General features: G+C 62.9%; 24 protein-coding genes and 1 pseudogene. 9 read left to right on the forward strand and 16 right to left on the reverse strand.

The genetic code is table 11. The annotated features are described in order from the left end of the window. Nucleotides 1-107: 107 nt before the first annotated feature. Both rpmF and NKI20_RS03350 read left to right on the forward strand, forming a co-directional pair. Nucleotides 108-290, forward strand: coding sequence for a 50S ribosomal protein L32 (gene rpmF, locus NKI20_RS03345; RefSeq protein ID WP_008834724.1), 183 nt, complete (start codon nt 108-110; stop codon nt 288-290). A 242-nt stretch (nt 291-532) separates the two neighbouring features. Continuing rightward, nucleotides 533-934 (forward strand): hypothetical protein, encoded by a 402-nt coding sequence (locus tag NKI20_RS03350; protein WP_023757440.1) that lies wholly within the window; start codon nt 533-535, stop codon nt 932-934. Between the two features lie 73 nt (nt 935-1007). Here NKI20_RS03350 and NKI20_RS03355 read toward each other — a convergent pair whose 3' ends face one another. From NKI20_RS03355 to NKI20_RS03365, 3 genes are all read right to left on the reverse strand, one after another. After that, nucleotides 1008-1439 carry a GlcG/HbpS family heme-binding protein gene (locus tag NKI20_RS03355; RefSeq protein ID WP_023810947.1) on the reverse strand — a complete coding sequence of 144 codons (432 nt, stop codon included), beginning with the start codon at nt 1437-1439 and terminating at the stop codon, nt 1008-1010. 160 nt (nt 1440-1599) lie between these two features. Then, nucleotides 1600-1833, reverse strand: coding sequence for a hypothetical protein (locus NKI20_RS03360; protein WP_023757438.1), 234 nt, complete (start codon nt 1831-1833; stop codon nt 1600-1602). Nucleotides 1834-1911: 78 nt separating this feature from the next. Continuing rightward, the gene (locus NKI20_RS03365) at nt 1912-2433 is read right to left on the reverse strand and encodes a winged helix-turn-helix transcriptional regulator (protein ID WP_352828301.1); all 522 of its coding nucleotides are present in this window, start codon (nt 2431-2433) and stop codon (nt 1912-1914) included. A gap of 99 nt (nt 2434-2532) precedes the next feature. On the opposite strand from NKI20_RS03365, the gene NKI20_RS03370 reads away from it, so the two are divergent. Together NKI20_RS03370 and NKI20_RS03375 are read left to right on the forward strand one after the other, a co-directional pair. Beyond that, nucleotides 2533-3369, forward strand: coding sequence for an alpha/beta fold hydrolase (locus tag NKI20_RS03370; RefSeq protein WP_352828304.1), 837 nt, complete (start codon nt 2533-2535; stop codon nt 3367-3369). Nucleotides 3370-3467: 98 nt separating this feature from the next. Then, complete coding sequence (locus NKI20_RS03375; protein ID WP_352605845.1) at nt 3468-4124, forward strand: glutathione S-transferase family protein; 657 nt, start codon at nt 3468-3470, stop codon at nt 4122-4124. A gap of 127 nt (nt 4125-4251) precedes the next feature. Here NKI20_RS03375 and NKI20_RS03385 read toward each other — a convergent pair whose 3' ends face one another. From NKI20_RS03385 to NKI20_RS03395, 3 genes are all read right to left on the reverse strand, one after another. Then, the gene (locus NKI20_RS03385; protein ID WP_023757434.1) at nt 4252-4515 is read right to left on the reverse strand and encodes an ArsR/SmtB family transcription factor; all 264 of its coding nucleotides are present in this window, start codon (nt 4513-4515) and stop codon (nt 4252-4254) included. A gap of 31 nt (nt 4516-4546) precedes the next feature. After that, a complete protein-coding gene (locus NKI20_RS03390) occupies nt 4547-5794 on the reverse strand; it encodes an MFS transporter (protein ID WP_352828308.1) in 1248 nt (415 codons plus the stop codon). A gap of 87 nt (nt 5795-5881) precedes the next feature. Then, complete coding sequence (locus NKI20_RS03395) at nt 5882-6073, reverse strand: DUF1192 domain-containing protein (RefSeq protein WP_023757432.1); 192 nt, start codon at nt 6071-6073, stop codon at nt 5882-5884. Nucleotides 6074-6186: 113 nt separating this feature from the next. Between NKI20_RS03395 and NKI20_RS03400 the strand changes: the two genes are divergently transcribed. The 3 genes from NKI20_RS03400 (at nt 6187) to NKI20_RS03410 (ending at nt 8491) form a co-directional block, all read left to right on the forward strand. Beyond that, nucleotides 6187-7197, forward strand: coding sequence for an NAD(P)H-quinone oxidoreductase (locus tag NKI20_RS03400; protein WP_352828311.1), 1011 nt, complete (start codon nt 6187-6189; stop codon nt 7195-7197). Nucleotides 7198-7378: 181 nt separating this feature from the next. Beyond that, nucleotides 7379-7519 carry a DUF1127 domain-containing protein gene (locus NKI20_RS03405; RefSeq protein WP_023757429.1) on the forward strand — a complete coding sequence of 47 codons (141 nt, stop codon included), beginning with the start codon at nt 7379-7381 and terminating at the stop codon, nt 7517-7519. Between the two features lie 276 nt (nt 7520-7795). Next, a complete protein-coding gene (locus NKI20_RS03410; RefSeq protein ID WP_023757428.1) occupies nt 7796-8491 on the forward strand; it encodes a DUF1013 domain-containing protein in 696 nt (231 codons plus the stop codon). A gap of 65 nt (nt 8492-8556) precedes the next feature. On the opposite strand, the gene NKI20_RS03415 is transcribed toward NKI20_RS03410, so the two are convergent. The 4 genes from NKI20_RS03415 to NKI20_RS03430 form a co-directional block, all read right to left on the reverse strand. Next, complete coding sequence (locus tag NKI20_RS03415; RefSeq protein WP_013529238.1) at nt 8557-9276, reverse strand: helix-turn-helix transcriptional regulator; 720 nt, start codon at nt 9274-9276, stop codon at nt 8557-8559. An 80-nt stretch (nt 9277-9356) separates the two neighbouring features. Further along, nucleotides 9357-9746, reverse strand: coding sequence for a hypothetical protein (locus NKI20_RS03420; RefSeq protein ID WP_245266417.1), 390 nt, complete (start codon nt 9744-9746; stop codon nt 9357-9359). Between the two features lie 75 nt (nt 9747-9821). Then, nucleotides 9822-10412: a DJ-1/PfpI family protein gene (locus NKI20_RS03425; protein ID WP_352828315.1), complete on the reverse strand. Its 591-nt coding sequence runs from the start codon at nt 10410-10412 to the stop codon at nt 9822-9824. An 89-nt stretch (nt 10413-10501) separates the two neighbouring features. Then, nucleotides 10502-10669 carry a hypothetical protein gene (locus NKI20_RS03430; protein WP_352828318.1) on the reverse strand — a complete coding sequence of 56 codons (168 nt, stop codon included), beginning with the start codon at nt 10667-10669 and terminating at the stop codon, nt 10502-10504. 308 nt (nt 10670-10977) lie between these two features. Between NKI20_RS03430 and NKI20_RS03435 the strand changes: the two are divergent. Then, a pseudogene (locus tag NKI20_RS03435) lies at nt 10978-11922 on the forward strand (ring-cleaving dioxygenase). Between the two features lie 98 nt (nt 11923-12020). After that, nucleotides 12021-12200 carry a hypothetical protein gene (locus NKI20_RS03440; RefSeq protein WP_032906964.1) on the forward strand — a complete coding sequence of 60 codons (180 nt, stop codon included), beginning with the start codon at nt 12021-12023 and terminating at the stop codon, nt 12198-12200. A 30-nt stretch (nt 12201-12230) separates the two neighbouring features. Here the strand turns inward: NKI20_RS03440 and NKI20_RS03445 are convergent, their stop codons facing one another. The 6 genes from NKI20_RS03445 to gap all read right to left on the reverse strand — a co-directional run bounded on the left by NKI20_RS03445 (nt 12231) and on the right by gap (nt 19615). Continuing rightward, nucleotides 12231-12944 carry an SGNH/GDSL hydrolase family protein gene (locus tag NKI20_RS03445; protein ID WP_352604830.1) on the reverse strand — a complete coding sequence of 238 codons (714 nt, stop codon included), beginning with the start codon at nt 12942-12944 and terminating at the stop codon, nt 12231-12233. A gap of 59 nt (nt 12945-13003) precedes the next feature. Then, a complete protein-coding gene (locus tag NKI20_RS03450; RefSeq protein ID WP_352828320.1) occupies nt 13004-13744 on the reverse strand; it encodes a DUF899 domain-containing protein in 741 nt (246 codons plus the stop codon). Between the two features lie 223 nt (nt 13745-13967). Next, nucleotides 13968-14993: a class I fructose-bisphosphate aldolase gene (locus tag NKI20_RS03455; RefSeq protein ID WP_352828323.1), complete on the reverse strand. Its 1026-nt coding sequence runs from the start codon at nt 14991-14993 to the stop codon at nt 13968-13970. 164 nt (nt 14994-15157) lie between these two features. Next, complete coding sequence (locus tag NKI20_RS03460) at nt 15158-16354, reverse strand: phosphoglycerate kinase (RefSeq protein WP_352828326.1); 1197 nt, start codon at nt 16352-16354, stop codon at nt 15158-15160. A gap of 144 nt (nt 16355-16498) precedes the next feature. Further along, nucleotides 16499-18388, reverse strand: a complete 1890-nt coding sequence (locus NKI20_RS03465; protein WP_352828328.1) for a potassium/proton antiporter — start codon at nt 18386-18388, stop codon at nt 16499-16501. A gap of 216 nt (nt 18389-18604) precedes the next feature. Beyond that, the gene (gene gap / locus NKI20_RS03470) at nt 18605-19615 is read right to left on the reverse strand and encodes a type I glyceraldehyde-3-phosphate dehydrogenase (protein WP_023757417.1); all 1011 of its coding nucleotides are present in this window, start codon (nt 19613-19615) and stop codon (nt 18605-18607) included. Between the last annotated feature and the right edge of the window lie 130 nt (nt 19616-19745).

The following is a 19745-nucleotide window of genomic DNA, read 5'->3' on the forward strand; positions in this document are numbered from 1 at the left end:
AACGGCACAGGGCGTGTATAGGCACCCGACTTTCTCAGATTCCGGCCCCGACATGGCCCTTTCACGAGGGCAGGCGGGGCTTTTTGACCATGTAGTGGAGCATATCCATGGCCGTTCCGAAACGAAAAACCTCTCCGTCCAAGCGCGGCATGCGCCGCTCGGCTGACGCACTCAAGGCCCCGACCTATGTCGAGGACAAGAATTCCGGCGAAATGCGCCGTCCGCACCACATCGACCTGAAGACCGGCATGTATCGCGGTCGCCAGGTGTTGACGCCCAAGGAAAGCTGAGACCAGCTTTTTCGAAGTTTTGAATTAAAAAAGGACCGGCCACTGGCCGGTCCTTTTTGCGTTTGGCGGCCGGGAGCGCGCATTGCGAAGTGTGGGCGGCAATCGCCTGGATAGCCGGGGAACCGGCTGACATGCTTGTTGCGTGCGGTCTTCGACCCCGTGTTCGGCGCTGCCACCGAAACATCTTGACGGCGTGCCTGTGGCGCATTCTACAAGGGATTGCCCCCACATGGAGACGCCAGATGTTCGGTGCCATTCCGCTGCTGATCGTGCCTTTCGTGCTCTACAACCTCGGACTTCTGGGAATATTCGGCAGCGGTGACGATCCGTGGGCGAGCGAGGTCTTCTCCTTCAGCATGATGTCGGGCGGAGTGTTCTCGATGACGCTGGGCGACCTGATGGTGCTGCTCGGGCTGATCTTCCTTTTCCTAGAAATGGCGAAGTCGGCGCGCACGACCAATGCCTCGATCATGGACCACCTTCTGTCGACGCTGGTCTTCGTGGCCTTCCTGGTCGAATTCCTGCTGGTGAAGGGCGCCGCCCATTCCGTCTTCTTCACGCTGATGGTCATCGCGCTGTTCGATGTGCTGGCCGGATTCGCGGTGTCGATGCGGTCGGCGAGCCGGGACATCAATTTGAATTAGGCCGCATTGACATTCGGGTAATGCCGGCCTGACCTGAATCTCAACACAGCCTCGCCTCAATGTCGAAGGCTGCTCAGCCCGGATCGGCGGTGAAACCGGCTGCCTCGATGCCGGCGATCGCCGCGGCCTCGTCATTGTCCGACGTGTCGCCGGAAATGCCGACGGCGCCGATGATGGCACCGGCCTTGTCGCGGATCAGCACGCCGCCCACGACCGGCAGCACGCGCCCGCCCGAGACGTCCGAGATGCCGGCGACGAGATGCGGGCGCTCCTTGGCGAAGGCCTCGACTTTGCGCGAGCCCATGCCGATGGCGAGCGCGCCATAAGCCTTGCCGGCCGACATTTGCGGGCGCAGAAACGAGGCGCCGTCCTGGCGTTGGAAGGCGACCAGATGTCCGCCGGCATCAAGCACCGAGACGCCGAGCGGCTTGAGCTTGAGATCGGCGCCTTTGGCAAAGGCGGCGTCGATGATTTGCCTGGCTTTTTCGAGCGGCAGTGCGGTCATGGCAGTCTCCAGTTTGAAACGCGTCGATCATTGAACGTCAGCGGGCGAGATAACATCCCCGTTTCGGTTGAAATTGCTTCGCGCAAAAAAGGCGGGAGGGAAGCGGCTTTCACCGACACCATCCGGACTGGCGTAGCGTTTGGGGTTCCGGGCGCGGCTGCTATTTTTTCTTGGCGCGGGCCGGTTTCTTGACGGGCGCCGCCGGTGCATTGGCAAGATCTTCCGCTTCCTTGGCAAGACGGAGCGCCCGCAGCTTGTTGGTCTTGGCCTGGCGGGCGTCGCTCTCGGCGACGTATTCGGCCATCGCCTTCTGGCGCACGGTTACTGCCTCTTCCTGCTTCTTGAAACGCAGGTCGGCGCGCGCGCGGGCAGCATCCCGAGGATTCTCAACCAAGAGCTTTATCCAATCCCGTGACTGTTAATTTTCCGCCTATTGTAGCAGAGCCGGCTCGAAAACGGGAAAATAAGTTGGTCAAGGGGCCGGGCTGGCGGCGAGCGCCTTGCTGGCAACCACCGCCTCATAGGCGGCCTGCAAGGTCGCGCGGACAGAAGGACCAGAAGCGGTATCGAGCGGCATGCCGAGATGTTCGTGGCGCAACTCGTCCATGAACTTGTCCCACATCGGCTGTCCGCCCTTTTCCAGCAGTTCGGCACGGATCGAGAGTTCTACACTGACCGGCAGCCAGACGCGGCCCCAGGCACCGAGATGGGCAAGGATCGGCACCAGCGTGATTGCCATCTCGGTCAGGCTGTAGATGGCCTTCTGCTTGTGCGAAGGGTCGTCGGCCTTGGTCAGCATACCCAATTCCATCAGGCGCTTCAGCCGGTCGGCGAGTATGTTGGAAGCGATGCCTTCCATCGACCCGTTGAGCAACTCGCGAAAATGGCGTCTGCCGCCAAAGATCATGTCGCGGAGGATGATCAGGCTCCAGCGGTCGCCGAACACTTCCAGCGATAGGTTGATCGGGCATCCGGATCGGCGATCAATGCTCATGGATATTTTCTCCATAACCGGTTGCAATATCATATCAGTTTAATTATCGTTCAACCGATTGCAAAACGCAATCAGTATTATGGAGTAGGAGATCGCGCCGTGACGTCCATCGAACGACCCGAGATCATATCCGAAGCCTTTGGCGATCCGGCGAACCCGCCGCTGTTGCTGATCATGGGCGCGATGGCCTCCATGCTGTGGTGGCCGGAGCAGTTGTGCCGGAAGCTGGCCTACTCCGGCCTGTTCGTGATCCGCTATGACAATCGCGATACCGGCCGTTCGACCAAATATCGACCGGGCGAGCCGCCCTACAGTTTCGACGACATGGCGGACGATGCGATGCAGGTTCTCGACGAGCGCGGCATCGACAAGGCGCATGTCGCCGGCATGTCGATGGGCGGCATGATCGCTCAGCTTGTGGCGCTCAAGCATCCGTCCCGCGTCGCATCGCTGACCGTGATCAGCAGCTCGCCGCTCGGGCTCGACACGTCGCATCTGCCGCAAACCAGTGATGCCTATTCCGAGCATTCAGCCGAGGGAGCCAAGGTCGATTGGTCGGACCGTGACCAGGTCGTCGATTTCATCGTCAGGGGTGCCCGGGCGATCGCCAGCACCGCTCACCCATTCGACGAGGTTCGGACGAGAACGTTCGTCGAGCAGGATTACGACCGTTCAGGCGGCTATCTGAGCGCGACCAACCATTTCATGCTCGGGGGTGGCGATGCATGGAAGGGTCGGCTGCACGAGATGATGGCGCCGTTGCTGGTCATCCATGGCACGGCGGATCCGATCTTCCCGGTGCAGCATGGCGAGGCGCTGGCCAAGGCTGTGCCCGGCGCGAAAATCATTCGCATCGAAGGCGGCGGCCATGAGCTGCATCCGGACGACTGGACGGAGATATCCGCGGCCATCGTCGCTCACATCCAGGCCAATTAATCGGCGAGTCTTGACGGATGAGTAAATGCTTCATCGTTTACCCTTGGCAAGCAGAACAGCGCCAGCCATCGACAAACCACGAGACAGACGAGCAAAAGATGTCCCTCACGCTTCATTTCCATCCGCTGGCCTCCTTCTGCTGGAAACCGTTGATCGCGCTCTATGAGAACGCCACGCCGTTTACGCCTGATATCGTCGATCTTGGCGATGCCGAGTCGCGCGCGGCCTTCCTGAGGATTTCGCCGACCGGCAAGATGCCGGCGCTGCGCGACGATGCGCGCGACCGCACGGTGCTGGAATCGACCATCGTCATCGAATATCTGGCCGCGCACTATCCGGGGCCGGTTGCCCTCGTTCCAGCCGACGTCGACCTGGCGCTGGCAGTCCGCCAGGCCGACCGCTTTTATGATTTTTATGTGCAGGAGCCTATGCAGAAGATCGTCGGCGACCGGTTGCGGCCGCAGGACAAGACCGATCCGTTCGGCGTCGAGCAGGCCCGCGCTCAGCTGCGCAACTCCTACGCCATCATCGAAGAGGACATGCGCTCGAAGAGCTGGGCGATGGGCGACGCCTTCACCATGGCCGATTGCGCGGCCTCCCCCGCGCTGTTCTATGCAAACAAGGTCGAGCCGTTCGGCGACAACTACCCGGCCGTGAAGCGCTATCACGACCGGCTGCTGCAGCGGCCATCGTTCGCCCGGGTGATCGAGGAGGCCCAGCCCTACTTCAAGTTCTTCCCCTATAACAACGGCTGATCGCGATGCTGCACGATCCCGCCCAGCTCGGCTGGATGGTCCAGGCACTCGCCGACCCGGCGCGGCGGAAGATGGTCGATCGGCTGTCGCGCGGGCCTGCTTCGGTCAGCCACCTGCCGCGAGCTGGTCAGTTTTCCCAGAATTGATCGAGCCAGATGTTGAGTTTGAGGAAGCCGGTATTGCTCACGGCATAGACGCGTCTTGTCCCTTCCGGCTTGGCATTGACCAGGCCGGCATCGAGCAGCACTTTCAGATGTTGCGACACGGCTGGACGTGAGACCGGCAAGCCGGCAGCCAGTTCGGTGACGGTTTTGGGGCCGCGGCGAAGTTCTTCCAGAAGATGGCGCCGGTTGGGATCGGCAATCGCCATGAAGGCGTCGGAAAACATCATGCCTTATTTGTGGGGCAAAGCCTTTCGAATCTCAACCGTCTGCTTCTGCTTTTCTTCTGGGATCAAGCCGCAATGCTTCCGGCGTCACCGAACGGTCGGCCGGCTGCGTCTTGAAGGCATCACGATCGCCGATCGGCACCGGGGCGCGGCGGCTGATGCGCAGCAGCGTATAGCCAGCCAGGCAGAGATGCGCGAAGGCGGTCGCCAGGAACAGCCCTTCCGGGCGCATCCAGCCCATCAGGGCAGCGGCCAGCAAGGGGCCGATCATCGTGCCGAAGCCGTAGAGCAGCAACAGGCCGCCCGACACCTTGACGAAATCCTCGGAGCGCGCGTGATCGTTGGCATGCGCCACAGCGATCGAATAGAGCGTATAGGCGAAGGCACCGTAGGCTGCGGTGAAGACGATGACGAAGACGCCGGAGCGTGGCTCGAACAGGAAGATCATGAGCGCGAACAAGGCCGCGCCGAAAGCCGCCCCCGCCAGCACGAAACGCCTGTCGGTCTTGTCGGACAGGCGCCCGGCCGGAAGCTGCATGGCGGCACCGGCAACGACCACAAGGCTCATCATCAGGGCGATCTCGGCGGTGGAAATGCCGATGCGGGCGCCATAGACCGCGCCTAGCGTGCCCCAGGCACCGTTGGCGATGCCGATCAACACGCATGCGACCGCCGAAACCGGCGAGTTGACATAAAGGCCTTTGACGTCGAGCGAGACATCCTGCAGCGGCTTGGGGTGGGAGGCGCTCGAAACCGCGGTCGGAATGAGCGACAGGCAAAACAGGATGCCCGTGATCATGAACAGCGACGCCGATTTCACGTCGCCGCCGGCGACGATCATCTGCCCGCCCATGATCGAGGCATAGGTGACCATCATGTAAAGGCCGAAGACGGTGCCGCGATTCTCGTTGCTGGCCTTCTCGTTCAGCCAGCTTTCGATGACCATGAAGGCGCCGGCCATGGTGAAGCCGGTGAAGGCGCGCAGCAGGATCCAGACATATTCGTCGATGATCAGACCGGTGAGCAGCGCCACGATGGCGCCCGACGCGGCAAAGGCGCCGAAGGCGCGCACGTGGCCCGCGCGGCGCACGATGCGCGGCGCAAAGAAGCAACCGGTGACGAAGCCGCCGGCCCAGGCCGTGCCCATCAGACCGAGCGATGCTGTCGAGAAGCCTTCCAGCTGACCGCGCAGGGGCAGCAACAGCCCATGCAATCCAGAAGCCGCCAGCAGGAAGGCGGTGCCGCGAAGCAGTGAGAGGATCGGGCGGTAGGTTGCGAACATTGTTTGATCCGGCTCGTGTTTGACAGGGCGCAGGGTCTGGAGACAGCCGCTTTCGGGCTTTTCGGCGGCGGACTTTCGCCGGCGCTTCTATCCGCGGCGGAACAGCGCCTCGGCAGCCGATTTGGTGGTGTCCTTGGCCTTGAGCTCAGCTTCCAGCCTGGCGATCTCGTCTCGCAGGATGCCGATGCGCTCCGACAATTCACCGACGGAAAGCAGTGACAGGTCCTGCCCGATCTCGTGCGGGCGCGCCTTCTTGGGTTCGTCGTCGAAGATCGCCATCGTCGCTCCTCCCTGATTTGGCCATTTGCCTGATTTGGCAATCAGCATACATAGGGCAGGGGCGTCGATGCAAACAGCCGATCGGATAACGGCGAGGAAAGACGGGAAATCTCATGGCGAGCGGACAGAAAATTCCCGCAAGAATGACGGCCATTGCGATCTCGGAGCCGGGTGGCCCAAGGGTGCTGAAGCCGGAAACGCGCGACGTGCCGCAGCCCGGTCCCGGCGAGATACTGATCAAGGTGCATGCCGCCGGCGTCAACCGGCCCGATATCCAGCAGCGCAAGGGCGCCTATCCGCCGCCGCCCGGCGCGTCGGACCTGCCGGGCCTCGAGGCGTCGGGCGAAGTGGCGGCCGTTGGCGACGACACATCGCGCTGGCGTATTGGCGACCGCGTCTGTGGGCTCACACCCGGTGGCGCCTATGCCGAATATGTCAAGGTTCATGCCGGCAGCGTGCTGCCGCTGCCGGCCGGCTTCACCCACACCGAAGCGGCGGCAGTGCCGGAAAATTATTTTACCGTCTGGCACAATGTGTTCGAGCGTGGCGGCCTGAAGAGCGGCGAGACGCTGCTCGTCCATGGCGGCTCCTCTGGCATCGGCACCACGGCAATCCAGCTTGCCTCGGCCTTCGGCGCCTATGTCATCACCACCGCCGGCAGCAAGGAGAAATGCGATGCCTGCCTGAAGCTCGGCGCCGATCGCGCGATCAACTATCGCGAGGAGGATTTCGTCACTGCGGTGAAAGAGGCGACGGACGGCAAGGGCGCCAATGTCATCCTCGACATGGTCGGCGGCGACTATGTGGCGCGCAACTACGAAGCCGCAGCGGTCGAAGGCCGTATCGTCCAGATTGCCGTGCAGGCCGGCGCGGTGGCGAGCGCCGATTTCTCGAAGATCATGGTCAAACGGCTCGTCCACACCGGCTCGACGCTGAGGCCTCGCACCGTCGAGTTCAAGGCGGCGATCGCGGCGGCACTGGAAGCGCAGGTGTGGCCGCTGCTCGGTACGCGCAAGATCGCTCCCGTGATGGACATGATCTTCCCGCTCAGCGAAGCCTGGCGGGCTCATGAGCGCATGGAAGACGGCGAGAATATCGGCAAGATCGTGCTCGACGTCGGCTAGGCCGGCATCACTTGAATCCGGATATGTCCTGGGCGTGCGCCTCACTGCCTACAAGATGAACAGTTGTTTAATGCTGCAATGCACCATTTGCATCATTGCTATGCAAAATCGGCCATTCAAGTCCTCATCGATGATGCCTATTTGAGCATCATCAAAACGAACACTGATTTGGAGGACTACCATGAACCCGATCCGCGCTTACCGTAACTGGCGTATGTACACCGAGACCGTCCGCGAACTGAATCGCCTCAACGCACGTCAGCTCAGCGACCTCGGCATCAACCGAGGCGACATCGAAAAGATCGCCCGCAGGGCCATCTAACGTCGAGCGTGACCTGCGAAGGTCACGCCTGGCAAGCCAGAGCCGCATCAGACGGGTTTTCCGTCGCGGTTCCGAGCCCGCTGGACGCAGTCCGGCGGGTTTTGTCGTTTTGGGCGCAGTTTCGCTCTCGGCAATGGCGGGAGCGCCATCCAGTCATTGCTTCCAAAAACATTGCGAAACAACAATGGAACGGTTATACAGGCCGCGAATTTCCCATTTTGGTGGCTCTAAACCACCGCCCGCGCGGGAACGCGGGCGAACGAGAAGGATTTTTAAATGGCCAATACGCTGCTGATGCCCAAGGCGACCGCCGTCTGGCTGGTCGACAATACCGCGCTTTCCTTCGAGCAGATCGCGCAGTTCTGCGGGCTGCATCCGCTCGAGGTCAAGGCGATCGCCGACGGCGAATCGGCGCAAGGCATCAAGGGCATGGATCCGATCATGACCGGCCAGCTGACCCGCGACGAGATCGCACGCGCCGAGAAAGACCCGAACCAGCGCCTCAAGCTTTCGGACCCCAAGGTGCGGGTGCCCGAATCCAAGCGCAAGGGTCCGCGCTACACGCCGCTTTCGAAGCGCCAGGACCGGCCAAATGCCATTCTCTGGCTGGTTCGCAACCATCCCGAGCTCAAGGACGCGCAGATCTCGCGCCTCGTCGGCACCACCAAGTCGACGATCGAGCAGATCCGCGAGCGCAAGCACTGGAACTCGGCCAATCTGCAGCCGATGGACCCGGTGACGCTGGGCCTTGCCTCGCAGATCGACCTCGACATGGAAGTCAATCGCGCCTCGCGCGGTCGCGAGCAGGCGCAGCCGGCCGGTGACACGCTGCTGCCGGCGGCCTTGACCGAGCGGCTGGTGCCGGCTCCCGAGAAGCCGAAGGACGAGGATGCCGAACTCGACGCCAACGCCGTGTTCGCCAAGCTCTCGGCCTTGAAGTCGAAGAAAACGGACAACGACGACGAGGAGTGAGATTTCGACACTCTCCGCAAAAAAGCCCGCTTTCAAGCGGGCTTTTTTGTTACGTGCGCCGGGCCTCAGCTCCGCGCGGCGCGGTCCGGCGCCATGCCATAATCCTCGCTGCGCTCGACCGCCCGATAGAAGTCGGCAAGCTGCTTGCCGCGCTCCGGCTTGAAGATGCGGCCAGCGATGACCACCGATGCAATACGATCGATGCGGAAGGCGCGGAAGTCGTCGCGCATCTCGCACCAGGCGACCAGCGTCCACACCTTGCCCCAGAACCACAGGCCGAGCGGGCGGATATCGCGGGCCGTGCCGCGGCCTGCCTCGTCCGAATAGTCGATGGTCAGCACCTGGCGTTTTTCGACCGCACGCTCGATCAGATCGATCGCCTCACGCGCGGCGTCGCTGACCACCCACATCGGCGTGTGGATCTCGGTGCGGGCGATGCGGTCCTTTTCGGCATCGGGCAGTACCGCGCCGATCTTCACCAGCGCTTCGTCGGCGGCGCGCGCCATGGCAGCACCGCCAAAGGCGCGCACCATGCGGGCGCCCGCAACCAGCGCGACGATCTCGTCACGCGTGAACATCAGCGGTGGAAGGTCGAAACCCTCCCTCATCATGTAGCCAACGCCGGCCTCGCCATCGATCGGCACTCCGGTCGACTGCAGGTCGGCAATGTCGCGATAGATGGTTCGCTCGGAAACCTCGAGCCACGTGCCGAGCTTCTGGGCGGTGACCAGACGGCCACCGCGCAGATGCTGCACGATCTGAAAGAGCCTGTCGGCGCGGCGCATCGTTTGCTTCCCCAATGTTGTTCCCATGCATGCCGTGGCTCCCGGACCGGATCCACTTCCAGATGACATGCATTACGGCTTCAGCCCTTCGCACTTGCGCTGCATGGCGACGAATTCCGCGCCGAAGGACAGTTTACTCGTTGTGTATCAAGCACGCGCCAGAAAGGGGCGATGTCGCTCAGCGCCATGCCGCGCTCAAGGTCCTCATTGGCGGCATCGGCAATCGTGCGCAGATGATAGCCTATGGTAACCGGACATGTCACTTCGGCGCCATGCTCGATGGCGAGCGCCGTGCGCAGCGGACGCACGTCCATCTCGACGCCTTCCGGAATTGAGCGGATGAAATCATCGACCTGCTGGACCGTCGGCATCAGCATAGGCTGACCTTCGATGACATCGGGCATCGTGCGCGGCCTCGGCTTCACGATGTTGATGCCTGGTGTGTTCAGTCTGTCGTTCCAACTCTTCATCGATCGTCCTTTCGACCGCCGATGCACAGGGTCTGAAGCTTGCACCATTGCACGCCCCCTCCTGACAGCATGCTGTCAGGAGGATTCAGCATACTCCTTGGCGTAAAGTGTCCGCATCTGCGCGAGATCGCTGCCTCTTTCCGGATAAAGCGACTTCAGAAAGGCAAGCGCGAAAGTGCCCGGCGCCGAGCCCGGTGCGGAAACGACTTTGCCGTCAGCCACAGCATGCGGCACGTCCTGATAGAGGCTGGCGCCGGCATAGCCGGCTTGATGACCATTGATCCAGTCGCGACCATTGCTGGTGTGCCTGGCCTTCTCGAACAGGCCGGCGCGCGCCAGCGCCAAAGTGCCGGCGCAGATGCCGCCGACCACGCCGCCGCGCGATGCAACAGCGTTGAGCAGGTCAGCAACATCCGGCGGTGCCTTGCCGGCCCATTCGTCGGAGCCGATTACGGCAATGGCGTCGAGATCGGAATTCTCATCGGCTTTTGCCGAGCGATCGGGCGTTAGCCGAAAGCCGCTGATCCCGGTCACCGGCTTGCCGTCAGGCGTCAGCGACACGGCCCGGGCGCCGAACCATTCGACCGCCGAGGCCGCCAGCAGCCCATACTCCCAGTCGGCAAAACCTTCGATGAAAAGGAAGCCGATCGTCTTCTGTTCGGGCATAAGCTCACTCCCATCCCTCACGCGCCGGACTTGTTATCTGGGCGTTGCGGAGCCCACATCCAACCGCAGCGTCGAAAAATTCGTCTCACTCAATTGCCGCGAAAGCGACGGTCGGCATACATGTCCGGCCAGCCGATATCCTTGCGAATGTCTGATGGCAGCGAGTTCATGAGCCGCCGGGTGCGGATCTCGTTGCGCATCGTCCGGATCTTGCCGACATAGTGCTGCATACCGCGCAAAATGGTAAAACCGTTCATGGCTGGTCTCCTCTCTTCTGATGAAGACACTATCGCACACCCCTCCTGACAGCAGTCTGTCAGGAGGGTGGCAGGGCGGCGACGATAATTCCGACTGGTGCGTTTGCCAGCAAGGGGTCTTCTTTCACCGACGTCAAACCGTGATGCGCACAGGCTTTCCACATCCCGATTGTTCACTGCAACGACGCTGGTCAAGGTCCGTTGTTCAGCTTCCGGCGACGGACTGTCGGAATGCGCGGCCTTCAGCGACGTGGCCGCAGTTCTGATATGAGAGGAGAAAATTCTTCCCCAAAAACAGGGAGACGACCATGAGCTTGCAACTGACAGGTATCCACCATTTGACCGCCATCACCGCCAATGCGCCGGGCAATCTTCACTTCTACACAAAGGTGCTGGGTCTGCGGCTGGTCTAGAAGACCGTGAACCAGGACGACACCTCGGCCTACCACCTCTTCTATGCCGATGGCGAAGCCACACCGGGCACCGATCTCACCTTCTTCGACTGGCCGGTCGGACGCGAGAAGCGCGGCACGCACAGCATTGCGCGGACCAGCCTCAGGGTCGGCAGCCAAGAGAGCCTTGGCTGGTGGAAGCAGCACTTGGCAGGCGAAGGCATTGTGACGGGAGAGATCGCCGAGATCGGCTACCCGAGTCTGGATTTCGAAGACCCCGAAGGCCAGCGCCTTCGGCTCGTGAGCGACGACGGCAAAGGCGACAGTCATCCCTGGGCGCAGAGCCCGGTGCCGGCCGAGCACCAGATCCGCGGGCTCGGGCCGATCGTCATCAGCGTCCCTGATATCACCAACACCGAGGCAGTCGTGACCAAGGTTATGAACATGCGCAAGGCGCGCGAGTACGCGTCGCCGGAGGGTCAGGTTCACGTCTTCGAAATGGGTGAGGGCGGGCCTGCGGCGGAGTTGCATATTCTGTTGCAGCCGGGGTTGGCGCCGGCACGGCAAGGTGCGGGTGCGGTCCACCATGTCGCCTTCCGGGCGCCGGACCAGGAGACGCTGCATCAATGGACCGCGCGGCTGGCCGAATTCCGGCTGCCGTCGAGCGGCGAGGTCGAGCGCTATTACTTCCGCTCGCTCTATTTCCGCGAGCCGAACGGCATCCTGTTCGAAATCGCCACAGACGGGCCGGGATTCACTGCCGACGAGCCGCTGGAAACGCTGGGTGAAAGCCTCGCCTTGCCGCCGTTCCTCGAAGCGAAACGCGCCTCGATCGAGGCCGGCCTCAAGCCGCTGAAGTAGGTCGCTCGCCGGTCAATGGCGGGCGCCGCATTCTGGTTCGGGATCGCGGCGCCTGTTGTTCTCGGGTAAGGAACGAGGCGCTTTGACAGCCGGCCGCGTTGCTGGTCAAAGGCGGCATGTCGAAACTCCTCGCGCTCGTCATTGTTGGTATCATGGTCATTCAGCTGATCAAGCCGCTCGGCTGGCCGGGACTGAAACGGCGCAGCGACTTCTGGAAGCTGGCGCTGCTGGCAATGGCCGCGATTTCGATAACGGCCGTGCTTGGGCACTGGGCATAGCCCTCGCCTGCCGGGCGGCCGCGTCAACCTTCAGCCGCCAAGCACCGGGTCGACGAGATGCTCGGCCCAGGCGCGGTAGCCTGCTTCCGAGGCGTGAAAGCCGTCTGAGGCAAAGCCGGCCTCGGGATTGGCGATGGGCAGGCGCGACGCCGGCACCGCGCCGCGCTCCAGGCAGAGGCGTTCGCCCATCCGGTTCATGTCGATGGCGCGGATCTCAAGGATCTTGCCGAGCAACGGCGGCATTGCCGGCGCCCGCGTGAACTCCAGCACCGGCGACCATACCACCCGCGCCTCCGGCCATTTGGCACGGAGCGCATAGAGCAGGCCGCCGAATTCCTTCTTGAAGCGCGGCACGGAATGAAAATTCTTGGTGTCGTTGGTGCCGATGGCGAGCACGATGTGCGTCCATGGATCGGCCGACAGGTTGGGCAGGACATGGTCGCGGATCTGGCCCGATGTTGCCGAATTGAACCCGGCGGCTCGCCAGCGCACGGCGCGGCCGGTGTTTTGCGCAATCAGCACGGCGAGTTGCGCGGCAAGCCCGTTTTCCGAATTGCCGATGCCGACCGAAGCGGCGGAGGAATCGCCCAGCACCAGAAGCGAGATCGCCGGCGCTATACCGGCGATTTCGTGCATCACCGGCCCCTGCGCCGGCAGCATGCGCGTCGTGCGGCGGCGCACACCGAGGCCTTGCCAGACATATACCGGGTAAGCAAGCCAGGTGAGGAGGGCCGGGAAGCGCATGGCAATACCGTTGACGATCCGGGCAGACTTAGCGCAAATCTGTGCCCGGTTGAAAGCCTTCAGTCGCAGCAATTCGGCTTTGCCGCCCGTCCGTCCTGATAGTCGTCGTGCAGCCGCACCCAGTCCATCAAACTGTGATACGGCCCGTTTTCGTTGCGGCCTTTCGGCGTCATGTCGAGATAGTCATACGTGCCGATCAGCGCCTCGCCGCCGCGGGCGCGCGACATGAAGGTGAGGAAGATGTCGCCGGTTTCGTCCCTGTAGAAAACACTGGTGCCGGGAAGCTCCTTCGATGTCCTGGGACGGGTCTCGAAATTGTAGGTGGTCTCGCCGGCGGCGATCTGCTTGTCGGTGAAGGAGACCTGCATGTCGAAATTGAAGTCCGAGGCGTAGGACGACACCCAGTCGAATTTCCAGCCCATGCGCTGCTTGTAGGGCAGAAGTTCCGCCAGCGGCGCGCGGGAGATCACGACCAGCGACACGTCGTGATATCTGAGGTGCTGATTGGCGCCGTCGATATGGTCGGCAAGGAATGAGCAGCCCAGGCAATGATGGCCGCAACCCGGCCCGAACATGAAGTGATAGACGATCAGCTGGCTGTTGGTGCCAAACAGGTCGGTCAGGTTCTTCGGCCCTTGCTCGGTTTCGAAGACATAGTCCTTCCTGATCTTCAGCCAGGGCAGTTCACGCCGCTCAGCCGCGATCCGCTCGCGAAGCCGCGTCAGTTCCTTCTCGCGCGCCAGATGCGCCTTGTGCGCTTGAAACCAGTCTTCGCGCGAAACAACCTTGCTGCGATGCATGAATCTCTCCCTGTCTGTCATCCCAAGGACGTTCGGGATGGGCGAAAGCCGACATGTCGACTGTTTGGTTGAGCCTTTTTCCGAAACCGGATTCCACTTTTCGGGATCATGCTCCAGCGCCGAAGGGAAATAAGGACGCAGACACTCCACCCCAAGTCGGCACGTCACAAACAAAAAACCCGGGCGCATGGCCCGGGCTCGACGGAAGACAGAAGGACTGCAATCAGGCGGCTTGTTCCAGGCTCGCCTTCCATTTTCCAAGCGCCGCCAGATGGTTCATATGGGCACGATGGGTGAAGGCGGCCTGGCCGGCGGCTACGTTCGACGCCTTGCCGCTCCAGGCTTTCTGCGGCGCGGCCTGTAGCGCGCGGCCGTAGGAGAAGGTCAGCTTCCACGGGTGCGGGCCGATGGCGTTGATGGCGTTGAGGTTGGCGGTCGCTTCCTCGTCCGCCTGGCCGCCGGAGAGGAAGGCGATGCCCGGCACGGCTGCCGGCACGGTCTCGCGAAACAGTTTTATGGTTTTTTCCGCGACTTCTTCCGGGCTGCTCACCTTGCCCGATCTCTTGCCGGCCAGCACCATGTTGGGCTTCAGGATGGTGCCTTCGAGGACGACTCGCGCCGTATGGAGCTCGTCATAGAGCTTGATTAGCGTCGCCTTCGAAATGTCATAGCAGGTGTGGATGTCGTGGGCGCCGTCCATCAGCACTTCCGGTTCGACGATCGGCACGATGCCGGCTTCCTGGCAAAGAGCAGCATAGCGCGCGAGTGCGTGGGCGTTAGAGCTGATCGAATTGGCCGAGGGCACGCCCTTGGCCTGGTCGATGTCGATCACCGCGCGCCATTTGGCGAAGCGGGCGCCGAGCTTGTAGTACTCGGCAAGGCGCTCGCGCAGGCCGTCGAGGCCCTCGGTGATGGTGTCGCCGGGAAAGCCGGCCAGAGGCTTGGCGCCGGCGTCGACCTTGATGCCGGGTATGGCGCCGGCAGCCTTGATGATGTCGACCAGCGGCGTGCCGTCGGCGGCTTTCTGGCGGATCGTCTCGTCGTAGAGGATGACGCCGGAAATGTAGCGGGTCATCGCGTCCCGGGCGCGAAACATCATCTCGCGATAGTCGCGGCGGCTTTCGGCGGTCGATTCGACGCCGATGACGTCGAAGCGCTTCTTGATGGTGCCGGAACTTTCATCGGCTGCCAGCAGGCCCTTGCCATCGGCGACGATCGCGGCGGCAATGTCTTCGAGACGTTCGCTCATTTTGCTTCTCCTGAAGGGGTTCGTTCCGCGCTTAAGGGAAGTCTACCGCCAAAGGAAGAGCCTCGGAAAGCTCGAATCGATTGAAAGTCTCGGGCGACCTTGCCCGTTCTCTCCATGTGTTGATCGGCTTATCCGTTTCCCGCGTTCCGCGACGCCAAGCGCGTCTAGCGTTTCAGCACATCGACGCCGGGCAGCGGCTTGCCTTCCATCCATTCCAAGAAGGCGCCGCCGGCTGTCGAGACATAGGTGAAGTCGTCGGCGACACCGGCATGGTTGAGGGCCGCCACCGTATCGCCGCCGCCGGCAACGGAGACCAGCTTGCCGGCCCTGGTGCGCTGAGCCGCGTGCTTGGCCGCCGCCACCGTCGCATGGTCGAAGGGTGCGATCTCGAAGGCGCCGAGCGGGCCGTTCCATACCAGTGTCGCGGCGCGGTCGATCCATTCGCCGATGGTCGTCACGGTTTTGGCGCCGACATCGAGGATCATGCCGTCGGCCGACACGTCCGAAATGGCGACGGTCTCGCAGGCCGCGCCCGCCTTGAATTCCTTGGCCACGACGCCGTCGACCGGTAGGATGATGGCGCAGCCGGCCTCGGCCGCTTCGATCATGATCTGCTTGGCGGTCGTGGCGAGATCATGCTCGCACAGTGATTTGCCGACATCGGTGCCGCGCGCGGCCAGGAAGGTGTTGGCCATGCCGCCGCCGATGACCAATGCGTCGACCTTCTTCACCAGGTTCATCAGCAGGTCGATCTTGGTCGAGACCTTGGCGCCGCCGACGATGGCAACGACGGGACGGACCGGACTGCCCAGGCCCTTCTCCAGCGCTTCGAGCTCGGCCTGCATGGTGCGGCCGGCAAAGGCCGGCAGCAGATGTGCCAGCCCCTCGGTCGACGAATGGGCGCGGTGCGCGGCGGAAAAGGCGTCGTTGACGAAGATGTCGCCATTGGCGGCAAGCTTTTCGGTGAAAGCCGGATCGTTCTTTTCCTCGGCCTTGTAGAAGCGGGTGTTTTCAAGCAGCAGCACATCGCCCTCGCTCATGGCGGCGACGGCGCTTGCCGCGGTACCGCCGACGCAGTCGCTGGCGAAGCCTACGGGGCGGCCGAGCACGTCGGCCGTCGCCTTGGCGATCGGCTCCAGCGAAAATTCAGGCGAAGGACCATCCTTGGGCCGGCCGAAATGGGCAAGCAGGATGACCTTGGCCCCCTTCCCAGACAGTTCGGCGATGGTCGGCGCAATGCGTTCGATGCGGGTGGCGTCGGTTACCTTGCCTTCAGCGACAGGCACGTTGAGGTCGACGCGCACCAGCACGCGCTTGCCGCTGATGTTGCCGATATCGTCGAGTGTCTTTAAGGCGGCCATGCGGGTTCCTTTCGCAAAAAATCGGGGGACCATACCCCGCGCCAACGATGATGCAAGGCTTAGCCCGGGTTCGAAACGAATTTTTGAAGCCGGCACGATCTTGTGCCGCGGGCGGATGAAGGGCAGCGTCGGCAACCGAAGCTGTCAGTTTCCGGGCGCCGCCTTTTCGGGCGCGGGTTCCGGGGTCGGCATCTCGTCCGCGCGCGCCTCGTCCGCTCGCGTCTCGGTAGGCTTGCGCCAGTTGCGGATGAAGGTGGAGAGACGGTCGGCGATTTCGCCGGCGCTGAGGAAAACCGGCACCCGGGCAACCGGCGCGGTCGGTTCAAAGGAAAGGCCGAGGCCCGTGATCTTGCCCTTGTCGTCGACGTCGCGAACGATCAGTTCGATCGGGCCGATCAGCACCCGGTCGGCATATTCGGCATGGCCGCCGAGCCGCGCCGTGACCAGCGCGCCGACGGTCATTTGCTGCTCCACGTCGGTGAGCCCGGGCGCATAGGCTATTTCCAGTTCGGCGGCAGAGCGTGCAGGATCGACGGCGAAAGCGCCGAAGAAATCGGCGTCCTCGGGATCGACCACGGCGCGGCTGGCGAACAGCTTGTCCAGCAGGCGCGGATAACGGTCCGGCACGAAGATGTAGACCTGGTCGCCGGCGGCGAGCCGGCCCATGTCCTGGAAGCGCATCGAGCGACCGTCGCGCAGCACCAGCGAGGGCCGGGCCCAGCGCGGGATGCGCTCGCCGCGCGCCACCGGGCTGCCGGGTGCGACGCGATAGGCAAGAAGCTCGTGATGGGCCGAGCCCGGCAGTTCCAGCTCGACCTTGTCCAGCGGTCCAAGGCGGGCCGGCACGATCAAACCGAGGCGGCGGGCCAGCGGTCCGACCGTCCAGCCCTGGATGACCAGCGACACCAGCACGATGATGAAGGCGGTATTGAAGATGACGCGGCCGTTTTCCAGGCCGCCGAGCAGCGGGGTGATGGCGAGCAGGATCGACACCGCGCCGCGCAAGCCAACCCAGGAAACGAAGGCGACCTCGGGACGCGGCAGGCGGAACGGGACCAGGCACAGCCAGACCGCGATCGGCCGCGCCACGAACATCAGGAATAGGCCGAGCAGCACTGCCGGCACCATGATGGCCGGGAACTGCGACGGCGTCGCGAACAAACCAAGGATCAGGAACATGATGATCTGCGCCAGCCAGGACATGCCGTCCTGAAAACGCTTGAGAATGGTGACGGCGCGGATGTCGGAATTGCCGGCGATGAGGCCGGCGAGATAGACCGCCAGGAAGCCGGAGCCGCCAATGGCGCCGGCCGCGGCAAAGACCATCAGCGACAAGGTCAGCACGAAGATCGGCAGCAGGCCGTGGTCGAGATTGAGCCGGTCGACGAGGCGCACGATCGCGAGGCCGCCGAGCACGCCGACGACGGCGCCGAGGCCCATGTTGAGAAGGAAGCCGAGGAACAGGCTGGTAACCAGGACATTGGTCTCGGGATCGGCATGGGCGGCGATGACCTCGACCAGGGTGATGGTCAGGAAGATGGCGATCGGATCGTTGGTGCCGGATTCCACCTCGAGCGTCGAACGCACACGTTCGCGCAGATTGATCTCGCCGGCGCGCAACAGGAAGAACACGGCCGCGGCATCGGTGGAGGCGACGGCGGCGCCGAGCAGGAAGGATTCCAGCCAGGTGAGGTGGAGCAGATAGTGGGCGGCGGCGCCGAACAGGCCGGTGGTGACAAGCACGCCGAAGGTTGCCAGCGACAGCGCTGGACCGGCGGCCTGCCGCAAGGCGTTGAGTGGAGTGCCGAAGCCGGAATCGAACAGAATGACGGCCAGCGCCAGTGAGCCGGCAAAATAGGCGATGCGGGCATTGTCGAACTGGATGCCGAGACCGTCGGTGCCAGTGGCCAGGCCAATGCAGAGAAACAGGAGCAGAAGCGGGGCGCCGAAGCGGAAGGCGATCAGGCTCGAAAAGGCGGCGGCGACGACAAGCGCTGTACCGACCAGCGTGACGAGATAGATCGCGTGCTCCATCCGTGATTTGCCCCTCGAATTCCTCTTTCTCTCGCTTCACGGCAGAGTGGGGCGAAGACATGACCAGTGCAAGGCAGCGGGGTGGTTTTTTGCCTATGCCGCTGATTTTCGGATGTTTTGGCGCTCAGGACCCCAATTGTGAAGGCGCAAGGCGCACTCATGAAAAACGCCCGGACGAAGCCGGGCGTTTCAAGTCTCGAGAAGATGGGTGCGCGATCAGGCGATGGTCTTGCCGAAGGCGACTGCTGTATCGCCCATGCGGTTGGAGAAACCCCATTCGTTGTCGTACCAGGACAGCACCGAAACGAAGTTGCCGTCCATCACCTTGGTCTGGTCGAGCGCCACAATCGAGGAGCGCGGATCGTGATTGAAGTCGATCGACACGTTCGGGTGATGGGTGACGCCGAGGATGCCCTTCAGCTTGCCGTTGGAAGCGGCGATCACCGCGTCGTTGATCTCCTGGACGGTGGTCGCACGCTTGGCGATGAACTTGAAGTCGACGACAGAGACGTTCGGGGTCGGCACGCGGATCGAGATGCCGTCAAGCTTGCCCTTGAGGTCGGGCAGCACGAGGCCGATCGCCTTGGCGGCACCGGTCGAAGTCGGTATCTGCGACAGGGCGGCGGCGCGGGCGCGGTAGAGATCCTTGTGCATGGTGTCCAGCGTCGGCTGGTCGCCTGTGTAGGAATGGATGGTCGTCATCATGCCCTTTTCGATGCCGACCGTCTCGTGCAGCACGGCTGCCAGCGGCGCCAGGCAGTTGGTGGTGCAGGACGCATTCGAGATGATGATGTGGTCCTTGGTCAACTGGTCGTGGTTGATGCCATAGACCACGGTGAGGTCGGCGCCTTCGGCCGGGGCCGAAACGATGACGCGCTTGGCGCCGGCGGTCAGATGCGCGGCTGCCTTGTCGCGGGCGGTGAAGATGCCGGTGCATTCGAGCGCGATGTCGATGCCGAGTTCCTTCCACGGCAACTGCGTCGGATCCTTGATCGCAGTGACCTTGAACGTCTCCTTGCCGACGGTGATCTGGTCGCCGGACACCGAGACTTCATGCGGAAAGCGGCCATGCACGCTGTCGTAACGCAAGAGGTGCGCGTTGGTCTCGACCGGGCCGAGGTCGTTGACGGCGACGACGTCGATGTCCCTGCGGCCGGATTCATGGATGGCGCGCAGGATGTTGCGGCCGATGCGGCCGAATCCGTTGATGGCAACTCTGACGGTCATTATTCTCTCCCTGGGAGCTGGACGGCAGACGATGGGTCCGCAGTTTCATAGCGGCGGAAGCGGAAAGAATCCAGCCGCAGCGACGTGGATTTAAATCGATTAGGTTGGGCCAGCCCGGCGAAACCGCCTT

Source organism: Mesorhizobium sp. M0830 (assembly GCF_040319965.1).
Lineage (GTDB): Bacteria > Pseudomonadota > Alphaproteobacteria > Rhizobiales > Rhizobiaceae > Mesorhizobium.